This is a genomic window from Aeromonas sp. 601027 (assembly GCF_049174455.1).
GTDB lineage: Bacteria > Pseudomonadota > Gammaproteobacteria > Enterobacterales > Aeromonadaceae > Aeromonas > Aeromonas veronii_A.
Window position 1 is genome coordinate 109,835 of the sequence record NZ_JAAKTN010000004.1, and the last position, 11,829, is coordinate 121,663.

12 protein-coding genes are annotated in these 11,829 nt (G+C 58.0%); all 12 read right to left on the bottom strand.

Annotated elements, in window-relative coordinates; all coding sequences use genetic code 11:
* The 12 genes from mreD to G5193_RS07220 all read right to left on the bottom strand — a co-directional run bounded on the left by mreD (position 1) and on the right by G5193_RS07220 (position 11,828).
* Entirely contained in the window at positions 1-486 is a 486-nt protein-coding gene (gene mreD, locus G5193_RS07165; protein WP_227341518.1) for a rod shape-determining protein MreD, read from the bottom strand.
* On the bottom strand, positions 486-1,379 hold the full coding sequence (mreC, locus tag G5193_RS07170) for a rod shape-determining protein MreC (RefSeq protein ID WP_005342907.1): 894 nt from the start codon (positions 1,377-1,379) through the stop codon (positions 486-488). Before mreC ends, mreD begins: the two co-directional genes overlap by 1 nt.
* A 42-nt stretch (positions 1,380-1,421) precedes the next feature.
* Positions 1,422-2,462, bottom strand: coding sequence for a rod shape-determining protein (locus G5193_RS07175; RefSeq protein WP_005340051.1), 1,041 nt, complete (start codon positions 2,460-2,462; stop codon positions 1,422-1,424).
* Between the two features lie 204 nt (positions 2,463-2,666).
* Positions 2,667-6,323: a DUF6701 domain-containing protein gene (locus G5193_RS07180; RefSeq protein ID WP_421205599.1), complete on the bottom strand. Its 3,657-nt coding sequence runs from the start codon at positions 6,321-6,323 to the stop codon at positions 2,667-2,669.
* Entirely contained in the window at positions 6,320-6,745 is a 426-nt protein-coding gene (locus G5193_RS07185; protein WP_144716014.1) for an MSHA biogenesis protein MshP, read from the bottom strand. The genes G5193_RS07180 and G5193_RS07185 overlap by 4 nt, the downstream gene beginning before the upstream one ends.
* A gap of 37 nt (positions 6,746-6,782) precedes the next feature.
* Positions 6,783-7,712: a PilW family protein gene (locus tag G5193_RS07190; protein ID WP_421205601.1), complete on the bottom strand. Its 930-nt coding sequence runs from the start codon at positions 7,710-7,712 to the stop codon at positions 6,783-6,785.
* Positions 7,712-8,272 carry a type IV pilus modification PilV family protein gene (locus G5193_RS07195; protein ID WP_421205603.1) on the bottom strand — a complete coding sequence of 187 codons (561 nt, stop codon included), beginning with the start codon at positions 8,270-8,272 and terminating at the stop codon, positions 7,712-7,714. The genes G5193_RS07190 and G5193_RS07195 overlap by 1 nt, the downstream gene beginning before the upstream one ends.
* On the bottom strand, positions 8,259-8,747 hold the full coding sequence (locus G5193_RS07200; protein WP_128834795.1) for a type II secretion system protein: 489 nt from the start codon (positions 8,745-8,747) through the stop codon (positions 8,259-8,261). Before G5193_RS07200 ends, G5193_RS07195 begins: the two co-directional genes overlap by 14 nt.
* A 58-nt stretch (positions 8,748-8,805) precedes the next feature.
* Complete coding sequence (locus G5193_RS07205) at positions 8,806-9,237, bottom strand: prepilin-type N-terminal cleavage/methylation domain-containing protein (protein ID WP_319920144.1); 432 nt, start codon at positions 9,235-9,237, stop codon at positions 8,806-8,808.
* Positions 9,238-9,251: 14 nt separating this feature from the next.
* Positions 9,252-9,923, bottom strand: coding sequence for a prepilin-type N-terminal cleavage/methylation domain-containing protein (locus G5193_RS07210; RefSeq protein WP_106844142.1), 672 nt, complete (start codon positions 9,921-9,923; stop codon positions 9,252-9,254).
* A gap of 77 nt (positions 9,924-10,000) precedes the next feature.
* The gene (locus G5193_RS07215) at positions 10,001-10,462 is read right to left on the bottom strand and encodes a hypothetical protein (RefSeq protein WP_128834793.1); all 462 of its coding nucleotides are present in this window, start codon (positions 10,460-10,462) and stop codon (positions 10,001-10,003) included.
* Positions 10,463-10,607: 145 nt separating this feature from the next.
* Positions 10,608-11,828, bottom strand: a complete 1,221-nt coding sequence (locus tag G5193_RS07220) for a type II secretion system F family protein (RefSeq protein WP_421205605.1) — start codon at positions 11,826-11,828, stop codon at positions 10,608-10,610.
* Position 11,829 lies beyond the last annotated feature (1 nt).

Here is an 11,829-nt window from a genome sequence, read left to right on the forward strand (position 1 = left end):
TTACCTGATATTGAAGCGGCGCCGCACCTTGCGCAGCACCAGAAATACCCAGGGCCATATTAGCATCGTCGTCAACATCGACCAAAAGTAGGCGAAGTTGAGGCTGGCCCGGCTGAACAGGTGCTCGGCCCAGAACACCGTCAGCTTGCCCACCAGCGACAGCCCACCGATGATCAGGGCCTGTTGCCAGAGGGAAAAGTTGCGGATCTTCTGGAACTGGAAGGCGGCCAGATAGGTAGTAATGGCCATCGCCATCGCCCGCACACCGAGGGTGCTGCCAAGCAGCACATCCAGCAGCAGGCCGGCCACCCAGGCTGTGCCGACATTGGCCCGGTGCGGCAAGGCCAGTGCCCAGTAAATGAGCACCATGGCCAGCCAGTCCGGACGGAATGGATCAAATTCGAAAGGAAGCGGCAGGATCGACAGGCTCAAGGCCAGCAGGATCGAAATCCAGATCCAGATCCTGCCGCTGGCGGGTTGCAGCATCAGCGAGTGGCTCCAGCGGCGGAGGCAGCCGTTGCCACCCGTTCGCCATTCTCATCATCATGTACTTCGGGTTTCTTGTCGGTCCACAGCAGCAGCAGATAACGCAGCCGATCCAGCTCTACCAGCGGCTTGGCCTCGACCTGGGCGAAGGGCTTGCCCTCCACATATTCAGAGCGGGTCACGGTCGCCACCGGATAACCTTCAGGGAAACGGCCACCCAGACCGGAGGTGACCAACAGATCCCCCACCTGAATATCGGTGTTGCGCGGCAGGTTGCGCAGCTCCAACTTGTCGAGCTCACCACTGCCGGAGGCGATGGCGCGCAAGTCGTTGCGCAGCACCCGCACCGGAATGCCGTGGCTGGAGTCGGTTATCAGCAGCACGCGACTGGTGGTGGAGCCCACGTGGAGCACCTGACCAATCACACCCTGATCGTTGATCACCGCCTGACCGTTATAGACGCCATCCAGCGCCCCCTTGTTGATCAGCACCTGATGGCTGAAGGGGTCGGAATCCACCGACAGCAGCTCGGCCACCATCTTGCGGGACTCTTTGTGCACCGGCGAACCGAGCAGCTCGCGCAGACGCTGGTTCTCGTGCTCCAGATGATCCATCTTGAGCAGGCGAGAGCGCAGGGTAAACAGCTGTTGCTCCTGCTGCTTGGTCTGCTCGATGAGATCGGCACGGGTCTGCACCTGGGTCGACATGGTGTCGAGCAGAGTACCGGGCGCATTGGCCATGTATTGCAGGGGACTGACTAACGAACTGAGGTAGACGCGGACATGGGTAAACACACCGAAGCGGGAATCCGCGACGATGGCAGCGATGGAGATGATGACGGCGAGAAACAACCGTAACTGAAGCGAAGGGCCTCTACCAAAAATGGGTTTCATGGGTCGTCAAAAAAGAGCCGGCACGCTGGCCGGCTTTGGGTCTTATTCGTAGTGGAACAGATCGCCACCGTGCATATCGATCAGCTCCAGCGCCTTGCCGCCGCCACGGGCCACACAGGTGAGGGGATCTTCGGCCACGACGACAGGAATGCCGGTCTCTTCCATCAGCAGACGGTCGATATCTTTCAGCAGAGCGCCACCACCGGTCAGCACCATGCCGCGCTCGGAGATGTCGGAAGCCAGTTCCGGCGGAGACTGCTCCAGCGCCACCATGACGGCGGCCACGATACCGGACAGCGGCTCTTGCAGCGCTTCCAGGATTTCGTTGGAGTTGAGGGTGAAACTGCGCGGTACACCTTCAGCCAGGTTGCGACCACGGACTTCGATCTCGCGCACCTCTTCGCCCGGATAGGCGGAGCCGATCTCGTGCTTGATACGCTCGGCAGTCGCTTCACCGATCAGGCTGCCGTAGTTGCGACGGACGTAGCTGATGATCGCTTCGTCAAACTTGTCGCCACCGATACGGACTGACTGGGAGTAGACCACACCGTTCAGGGAGATGATGGCCACTTCAGTGGTACCACCACCGATATCAACCACCATGGAACCGGTCGCTTCGGATACCGGCAGGCCGGCACCGATGGCAGCAGCCATAGGCTCATCGATCAGGTAGACCTCGCGGGCACCGGCGCCCAGTGCGGACTCCTTGATGGCGCGACGCTCAACCTGGGTTGAACCGCACGGTACACACACCAGCACACGCGGGCTGGGGCGGAAATAGTTGTTGTCGTGAACCTGCTTGATGAAGTGCTGCAGCATCTTCTCGGTCACGTAGAAATCGGCGATCACGCCATCTTTCATCGGGCGGATTGCGGAAATGTTGCCCGGGGTACGGCCCAGCATCTGCTTGGCGGCATGACCGACAGCAGCGACCGATTTGGCGTTCCCGCGCTCTTGGCGAATGGCGACAACTGAGGGTTCGTTAAGGACGATCCCTTGATCTTTTACATAGATCAGGGTGTTGGCAGTTCCCAAATCGATCGACAGATCGTTGGAAAAGACGCCTCTGAGCTTTTTGAACATGGCTACGGGAAATCCTAAGAATTTGGAGGTGCAGAAAACCGGCTAACTTTACCAATGCCCACCCCAATGGGCAAGCGCTCAAACTGTCGCCAATCAATCAGGCGCGACAAAAATGCGAGTCATCACTCACTCGCACACGCTTGCAAACACTAATAAACAAGGATTTAGGGGGATGCTGTTGAGCCAACCCCCCTTACACATCAATTACTGCAATACTTCGCGCCGATAAATAATTCTGTCATTACCCCGGCTGGAGCCGAAAATGGCCTCACCTTGCAGGTTGCCGTCATTGGCACTCGTTGGGTCAGACAACCAGAGTGGCGATGATGGCTGTTTTGCCAATTCGACCTTGTAGGGGATGCGCACCGAGATGTCCGGCTTGGCAAAGTGGAACAGGATCTCCCCGTCTTTCGCCAGTGCAGCATCCCCACCCGGTGCCGAACTGCCCAATCCCAGCTTGATATTGCGACCTGCCCCCAGATTCAGCTCGCGAGTCGCCGCATCAAAGGTGTGACTCGGATTGAGGAAAGTGAACCCCTGATTGGCCAAAGAGAACTGGGTACATTGATCTTCCTTGTTTTGCAGCCAGTTGCCCCCTTCGTAATATTGCATCTGCAGTGGAATGGCCAGCGGTGCCGAGGCCAGACCCGCCGCCGTGCCCGCCTGCAGGCGGCCAAAATAGGCTTTCATAGGCACACTGTCTATCTGACGGGCATTACAGCCGCTGCCACTGCAGTTACCTACCACGGCATCATTGAAATTCGGGCTGGCAATCAGCGTTCTGTCGCCATCGTTATCCCTCATATACAGACCAAACAACAAAGAGTTGTAGGGACCATCCGGTTGCGTGCCAGAGAGGCGCACAAACTCGCTGCTACCGGTAGTCAAGGCCGCACGGCCATCGAGCCATGGCAGCGGCTGCAGACTGCGCAAGCGGCTCGACAGGGATTTACCATCCTTATCATTGGCAACCGAGAGATAGGCTTCGCCCTTGGCAAAGGGCCCCGTATAGTTTCGGGTCTGTACGCCCATCGTATTACGAGCCAGCACATCCAGCATGACGCCAAAGGGCTGCCCCATATAGGAGAACGCATTGCAGGCTGGCACTATGTCGCCGCTCACCAGATTGAAGTCGGCAGGAATAAAACGCCCCACCGGCTGGCTCTGGGTTGATGGGATGGTGTAATTGAAGTAGCCATTGACTGGCGGCGTCGCCGTCATCCGGAATACTCCCACCTCGCTCACAGTCTGGCTAACGCTATTGATACTGTTGGCCGCAGCAACATGGTTATAGGTGGTAGTACCCAGCGTTGCATTAGTGCCCGGATTGGGTGCCACCAGCGTACTGCCCAGAGCAATATTGGGCAGGGCAAAGTTGGGCGTAGTCTGATTCCCTACGCAGATATCCCCATCATTGGCGGATTCCCAGGCCATCGCCTTGATATCTACCTGGAACGTTTCCCCCGCTTTTTTGAATACCGGACAGCTGCTGTCACCTGCCGCGCAGACCCCTTGCGGGGGCGTGATGCACAGACCGACCGGGCGAGCCACAAACTGATCCGCGCCTAGCATCACCAGACCGGCTTCACTGCCAGTACCATCATAACGAGCATCCAGTTGCACCTTGCCCGCATCCGGGTACTTAACCGTTATGCTCGACTGCCCCTGCGCATCGAATACGAGGGAGAGCGGCGTTGCAGCCCCCTGACTGGCACCAATCGTACTGCTGTTGACGCTCATCTGGCTGTTATAGGGGTTACTGGTGGGGGTGATATAGCTGCTCCAGAACTTGACGCTCTTGGTCTGGCTGGCAAACCCCGGCACACACTGCTTGGTCACATCGCTCTTTTTGACCGCCTTGATGGTCACCGTCTGCGGCTGGTTCGAGTAGGTGTCGGGCACGTCGAAGATAAATCCGCTGTCGGCAAAGGTGAGCGTACAGGCAGCCGCACTCTTGGCGCCACCGCCAACCCGGCACAGGGTGGTACTCAACGGTTTGGTCGAGGGCGTCGAGCCGCTGACCCCGACGGTCACCGTACCGGCGGTATTCTGTCGCAGCGCCAGCGTGGTGGTTCCTCCGCTGAAGCTCACTTGATTGCCTCCCACCCAACCACCGCTGCTACTCGTTGCGGGTTGCAGGGTGGCAGTCACGGGTTCGGTCACCAACAGGCTGCAGTCGGCATTGGCACAGGCCCGAATGGTCAGGGTTTCAGGGTTGCAGGTCAGCGCATTGCCGCTGTGATCGAATTCGAAATGATCGATCTGGGTGCCCACTGGACTGGAACGCAGCGCACAGATCCGCACGTTATCGATCTCGTGGAAGTTGGTCACCGACCCGGTGGACCCAGTCAATGACAGCAGGAAGTTGCCCGGTACTGTCGCTTGGCCGGTCTGGCTCGTCATGTTGATTGGACCAACGAGCGTACGAAACCCGTCACCGCTATCCCGTTCGACGGTGGCCACCGAGTTGCCCGCCGTGCGAGAGTCGACCGTAATGCGATAGCGGTGGGGGCGATTGCTGTTGGTACCGCTGTCGACGGTCGGGTTGAGATTGCTGGCGGTTCCGGCCAGGTAGCGGTAACCGGAGGTACCGGAGCCGGATCCGCGAATAGAGACGGCCTGCGGTCGGGAGCCGATATTATAAGACCCCCCCTCATTGGCGTAGTTGCCGTATTCGTCGATCCCGACACCAAGCCAGCCGCCCGCAAAACCACTGATCCCGGTCTTGAAACCGTATCCCAGGGGGCCACCAAATGCACCAGGTTGTGGCGTCAGGGTGGCATCCGAGAGCACCACCGCCATGCCATCCGCCCCGCTTGTGCCGGAAGTCTTGTAGGCGTATTGATCGAACTCGACCGTCACCAGGTTACCTGCACCGGGGAAGAGGCGCTGGAAAGTGGCCGACGTGGCCTGGTTGGTGACGTTCTGGGTGAGACGCAGGCGACCATTCTGCACCGATGGCAATGTGCTGTTGTTGCGCTGAGCCACGACCCAACTGTCGGGGTTGATCTGGCTGCTTTCGAAACCGTCGACAAAACAGGTCAGCATCGGCGGAAGTACCGCTTCATTGATGCTGGACTGGGCATCCATGGCCAGATAGCGGGCCGTCACCCTGCCATAGACGGTGGCATTATTGTTCATGGTGAGCTTCCCATCGGCATAGAGATAACCATAAAACGTGGTGCGGTTGTCGATCACCATGTCGTTATAGTTAACCCAGATGAGACTGCCCTGATTATTGGCATTGATATTGACCGTATTGACCAGCTTGACATCCTGATTGACGAAAATCCGGGTGGTGCCACTGCCTGAGAGACGGATGGTACCGCTGTCCAGAATCAGCTTGTCGATGAAGTAATCCCCCTCCCCCAGCACCAGGATCGCGTTGTTGCGCACTGTCAGCGTCTTGATCAGGTAGGTGCTGCGGCTGGGGAACGTCATAGTGCAGTTTTCTACCGTCATCGCACCATAAGAGGTACTGGAAGCCGTTTGCGAACCGAACGAACAGAGCTGGGTCGAATTGGAGGTGATGGCGGGAAAAGCATTATTCCCGCTCAGGGACAGCCCGCGGATATCTTTGCCAGTAACGCTACAAACCATGTAGCCGCCAGTACCATCATCGCAGCGCGGCGTATTGTTCTGATCCGGCTGGATGGAGCAGAAGTTGAGAGGCAAACCGCCGGAACCGTTGATCTTGGCGTTGTTGAGTTGGCTAAGCTGGTAGCCGCTAATCTGATGGCAAACGTTATTGTTGTTGCCATGATGCCCTTGCACCACATCCGGAAAGAGCGTGCCTGTGTCGATAGGGTCGAAGGCCCAGACATGGCCAGTAAAGAGGGCAAGCGCCCATACCCATTTCATTGTCCGCCTCCGTCATACGCTTCAAGCATCAGAGTTCTGCTCACGGCAAAATCGGGACTCGCACTATCCAGTTCAGAGGAACCACAGGTTCCGACACTCTCGAGACGATAGCCATTAGTCACGGCACCGTTATAGGTCACCGGAATCTGAGTGCAACGCACAGCAACTTGGCACTGCACCAGACCGGTAACGCCGGTGAACGAGGGGGTCGGGCTGATCCAGTCACAACGATCCTGGGGAGATGGCGCAGCAGGCCGGTTCGGAAACAGCTGATACAGAGCAATCTCCAGCCCGCTCTGGGCGGCCAGCAGAGCACGCACACTGCGTACCTCCACGGTATTTTTCTCGCTACTGTCGACCAGAAAACGGCCCATGGCGGCCGCCAGCAGCGCCATCACCACGATCACAAACAGGGCGATCATCAGGGCGCTACCACGCATCCGTCCTGCCGGGAGTGCATCACGGGACATTGAACACCTCGATCTTGTGGCTGAAGGTGACCGACTCCCCCTTGCGTTCGAACAAGAACCGCATGCCAAACTCCCCTTCCGCGTTGAATGCCGATGTTTCCCGATAGAAACCGCCAGCGCGGAGCGACTCTGCCATCAGCACGCCTTGCGCAGGTAAAGGAGCACCGATTGCGGCACTGGCACGAGTGAGGGTGCCCCCATCAACGCAATAACGTACCTGTTGATTGGCAAAGTAGACACGGCTACCGGGAGAGAGGCCAGCCAGACTCTCGCTATTGGTATAGCGGATCGTTTGTGCGCCGGAGACGGGCGCCAGCACATCAGCAACCCTGGCCACACAGCGGCCATATTCACAATTGCTCAGCAGCGACCCTGCACTTGGGTCAGGTACCGGGAAAACGATCATCCAGTCACCTTTGCCGACGGCTAACGGATCTGCACTCGACGGGCTGGCAGCAGAAGCCGGGGTCGCCATCACCAGCTCAAGGGTGGCCGTGCTCCCCGACATGGCACGGTTAAGCGCCAGATAGCGGCTGGAGGTGCTGATAGGCCAGAACCGCAGGCAAGCCCCCGAGTCAACCCAGGTACCATCAAGCGTCTCGATCCGCTCCGATCCCGGCACCGCATCGCGCAGTTCGCGATTAAGCCGTTCCATGGCGAAGCGGGCATCGCTCATCAACTGCTCACGACTGCTGGCATCACCATAGATCTGGCTGCCGATGCCGATAAACTGGCTGGTAAATGTCGCCATGATGCCCAGCAGCAGGATCACCATCACCAGCTCGACCAGGGTAAAGCCACTGTTACCCCCAGGTTTACGGTAAGTTCGACTAGCCGCCAGACATAATCGGAGGCCGGAAGTGGTTACAGGAGCGGACTTTCGGACAGGCAGGCAACACCCGACAGCGGAACGATTCATCAGTAGTTCCCCCGGTAGAAGGAGAAGTCGAGTACGCTCTCATCCGGCAGCTTGATCTGCAGATCAATCCGCTTGCCCACAGAACAGGGCGCGGTACAACTCTTGAAGGTGCCATCGCTAAAATCGACGGCGCTGACCGCAATACTGACCTGATAGTTGCGATACTCCTCGCCGCTGATCCCCGCCGCCGTCTGGGTAAACCAGCTGGCATCCCGCCAGTTTCCCGCAGTATCGAAGTCATCCACATCGTTATAGGCGTAGGGAGCCGGCTCACCATCGGGGCCATAACTGCCGGAGCAGGGAGCTATGTTCACCCCCGCCACCTGCTCGCCACAACGATAACGGCCACCATTATGATCCGAATGTTCATCAAACGACTTTTGCAGGATCTCGCCGGAGAGGCGCTGGGCCAGCTGGGCGGCACGCACCTGCTGTACCGGATCCACCGCCCGGGGCGCCTGATTGATCAGCAGCCCCAAAATGCCGGTCAAGGCCACCGCCAGCAGCACGATGCCGACAATCAGCTCAATCAGGGTAAAGCCGCGCTTAAGGGATCTCATGGATATACCCCTCAGACTCAATCTGGATGCGGCTGGTTTCGCGACCATCACTCACCAGCAAGGTACAACCGTTGGCACAGCTGCCTAGCGGTCTGCCCATCTGATCGAAGCGGAGTACGAAGCTTCTGTTGCTGTTCAGGGAAAGCGTGATTCCGTCAGAGGCGGTCACCAGCCGACCACGGGTGCGCAGGTTATCGGTCCAACCACTGCCCAGATCATCGCTGGCGGGACACGCCGCATAAGTACGGTGGGCAAAACGGGGAGAGGCGACCACCAGCAGGGTACAGCGGTTGGCAGGCTCATGCATATTGACGGTCTGTACCAACCGCAGACGGGTCAGCAGTTCATCACGCACAGTTTGAGTTTCAACGCCGCCTTTGCCCAGCCATTTGGGCACGACAAAGGCGGCGAGAATCCCGAGTAACAGGATCACCACAACCAGTTCAATCAGGGTAAAGCCCTTGGTTGCAGGCATGGTTTTTCTCATAGGGGGAAAGAAGAAAGCGAGGCCAAAGCCTCGCTTGATAATTCAATCAGTTGCTACAACCTGTCACATCAACACTGAATGCAGCGGCTGAAGTAGCCTCATTGTATTTAACTTGGCAATTAGCGTTATTGCCAGCCGCCTTGGGCTTGAAGGTCCCTTTGGATGCAGATACTTCATCCCACCCATCTAAAGTAACGGCGTTTGCAATGGTACCTACTGTCGGATAGCCATACTTGGCATCGACGGTAGTGCCAGCAACAGAGACTGCCGCAGAAGAGTTTTCAATACCTTGGATAGCCGCCTTACTGTAAATCATCTGAGCCGCACTCTGTAGTGATGCTTTGACCCCATCAGCAGCTGCTTTACGCGCATCATCCTGCAGATTCAGGAACTTGGGTGCAGCGGTGACCGCCAGAATACCCAGAATAATGATCACGATAACCAGTTCGATCAGGGTAAAACCCGCCTGTTTTTTCATTTCACTTTCCTCTGTCAATTGATGTTGGTAGTCACCTGACCGGACGCCGGACGGTAACTGAAACTCATGAATGCATCAGTACTGCCTTGCGGATCCTGATACTTGCCATCGCTGCCCTTACTCAAACTATTGACCAGATAGTAACGACAGACCGAATCCAGTCCATTACTGCTCACAGTGGCATAGTATTTCAGGTCATTGCCGCTACCGCGTACTTCATTGAAGTTGGCCGTAGCCTTGGGCGGGTTTTGCAGCAACCCCTCCCAAATCTTGAGACAACGCTCTGCGCTCAGATTGGCCGGATCCACATCCGGATTGCCGCTAGCCGCAGTATCCATGGGATAGCCGGGAGACAACTCGCCGTTGCTGATCTGGGCATCGGTCGGCGTGGTCAGATAGAAGCGGCTGCCGTCATAGAGCACGGTATTGAGGCTATCCTGTTTGGCGCGCCCTTCCGCTTCCCACTGGGCCCGCACTAGCGACACTCCTGTTGCAAAACCACCCGAGACGCCCTCGACGCTGGCCTTTTTCGCCTCGTCGGTTACATCCAGAAAACGGGGCAGCGCCGTTACCGCCAGGATCCCCAGGATCACGATAACGATCACCAGCTCAATCAGGGAGAAGCCGGCGGTCACTCTTGTCATCCCGTTATTTGGCATTGATGGTGCCATTGGTTTCATTTTCATGCTCCCTTGGTAATGGCCGATATTATTTCATGCAGACCTAAAAAAATCATGTAGTTGGGTCATATGATTAGCCTCATTCAAGGCTTTTTAATCACTCGCCCGTCGGAAAACAGATAAACCAGCCAATAACCATCCCACCCCATCTCGCACCCGCTGCCATCGGGGCGGGCCAGAAACTGCAAGGGTGGCATGCCCCCCTCCGTCTCTCCCACCAACGCCAGCCACAACTGACGACAATTTTCTGATGGTGATTGCAGGGGCAACAGTCCGAGTGGCCAGCCACGCTCATCAAATTGCCAACCATGACCCGCGCTATGCAGGGTGTCGGGGCGCCGTTCATTCAGCCAGATCCCGTGCAAACGCTGTGCCCGCTCCGCAAATTGCTCCCCCAGCAGGGTGAGCGAAAGCTGTTGCGCCTCCTCCCGGTTGATCTGATAGCTGCGCACCAGGGTCGTGACGATCACCATCAGCAGGATTATCACGGCGATCCGCCGATATCCGGCCAGCCAGCGATCATCCTGTTGTGTCTGTCTGTTCATCCACTCCTCGACTCCCTCGCCCTATTGCCTCTTACGACGCTCATCATGCCCAGCCACTCAGGTGTGAAGATGCCGAGTTACTTGCTACGAACCACTCACATCCCGCTCGCATCATGTCCCACCATTCTGGCGTGAAGATACGGGGTTACTTGCCTCTTACGGCCCTCATCATGTCCCACATAGGCGTGAAGATACCCAGCGCCAGGATCAACACCATTACTGCCACGATCCCGATCAGGATCGGCTCGATGCGGGCGGTGAGACTCTTGAGGTCATAATCCACCTCGCGCTCGTAATACTCGGCCGCTTCGTGCAGCAGGTCATCGACCTGACCGGTCTCCTCACCCACGGCGATCATCTGCATCACCAGCGGGGTGAACAGGCCGCTGCTGCTGGCGGTGCGAAGCAGGCTCTCGCCCCGCTCGATACCGGCGCGCATATCCCGTACCCGCCCCGCCATATAGGCGTTATCCACCGCATCGGCCACCAGGGTCAGCGCGGTGTTCAGCGGCACCCCGGCTTTGAGCATCATGGAAAAACTGCGGGCAAAACGGGCCAGCAGGGAGCGCTCTATGATGGTGCCGACGATCGGCAACTTGAGCTGCCAGCGGTGCCAGGTCAGCTTGCCCTTGGTGGTGGCGACCCAGCGGCGCCAACCGAACACCATCCCCGCCAGAATAGCGAGCAGCAGCCACCAGTAGTTGACAAAAAAGTGCGAGGTGGCGAGCAGAATGCGGGTCGCCAGCGGCAACTCCACCCCGAATTTGGCGAACATGCCGGCAAACACCGGGATCACCATGATATTGAGGATCACCATGGCGATACCGATGGCGATCATCACGAAGCTGGGGTAGCGCATCGCGGTCTTGATCCGCTTGCGAGTCTCCAGCTCCAGCTCGAAATAGTTGGCGAGCTGCAAAAAGGACTCTTCCAGCTGACCTGTGTTCTCACCCACATGGATGATGGCGACGAACAGGCTGCTGAATACCTTGGGGTGCGCCTGCATCGAGCTGGAGAGCGGGCGACCGTTGCCAAGATCTTCCCCCAGCGAGTGAAGCGCCCGCTTGAGCGGCTTGCTGTGGGTACTCTCCTCCAACCCGGCGATGGCACGCAGGATCGGGATCCCGGCCCGGGTCAGGGCATACATCTGGCGGCTGAAGATCACCAGCTCATCCAGCTTGACGCCACCTTCCAGCAACAGTGACCAGTCGATGGCGGCGGACTTGGCCTTGCCCGGTTTGAGCTCGGTGGGCATCACACCACGGCGCATCAGCTGCTCGGCGGCCGCCATCTCGTTGGCCGCTTCGACCACGCCACTGGTGGCGTTGCCCTGGCGGTCACGCCCCTTGTAAGCAAAGTTAGCCATC

What these genes read in the sequence shown, in the direction of transcription:
- mreD (WP_227341518.1), bottom strand. Translation starts at nt 486, where the DNA reads ATGCTGCAACCCGCCAGCGGCAGGATCTGGATCTGGATTTCGATCCTG.
- mreC (WP_005342907.1), bottom strand. Translation starts at nt 1,379, where the DNA reads ATGAAACCCATTTTTGGTAGAGGCCCTTCGCTTCAGTTACGGTTGTTT.
- G5193_RS07175 (WP_005340051.1), bottom strand. Translation starts at nt 2,462, where the DNA reads ATGTTCAAAAAGCTCAGAGGCGTCTTTTCCAACGATCTGTCGATCGAT.
- G5193_RS07180 (WP_421205599.1), bottom strand. Translation starts at nt 6,323, where the DNA reads ATGAAATGGGTATGGGCGCTTGCCCTCTTTACTGGCCATGTCTGGGCC.
- G5193_RS07185 (WP_144716014.1), bottom strand. Translation starts at nt 6,745, where the DNA reads ATGATCGCCCTGTTTGTGATCGTGGTGATGGCGCTGCTGGCGGCCGCC.
- G5193_RS07190 (WP_421205601.1), bottom strand. Translation starts at nt 7,712, where the DNA reads ATGAATCGTTCCGCTGTCGGGTGTTGCCTGCCTGTCCGAAAGTCCGCT.
- G5193_RS07195 (WP_421205603.1), bottom strand. Translation starts at nt 8,272, where the DNA reads ATGAGATCCCTTAAGCGCGGCTTTACCCTGATTGAGCTGATTGTCGGC.
- G5193_RS07200 (WP_128834795.1), bottom strand. Translation starts at nt 8,747, where the DNA reads ATGCCTGCAACCAAGGGCTTTACCCTGATTGAACTGGTTGTGGTGATC.
- G5193_RS07205 (WP_319920144.1), bottom strand. Translation starts at nt 9,237, where the DNA reads ATGAAAAAACAGGCGGGTTTTACCCTGATCGAACTGGTTATCGTGATC.
- G5193_RS07210 (WP_106844142.1), bottom strand. Translation starts at nt 9,923, where the DNA reads ATGAAAATGAAACCAATGGCACCATCAATGCCAAATAACGGGATGACA.
- G5193_RS07215 (WP_128834793.1), bottom strand. Translation starts at nt 10,462, where the DNA reads ATGAACAGACAGACACAACAGGATGATCGCTGGCTGGCCGGATATCGG.
- G5193_RS07220 (WP_421205605.1), bottom strand. Translation starts at nt 11,828, where the DNA reads ATGGCTAACTTTGCTTACAAGGGGCGTGACCGCCAGGGCAACGCCACC.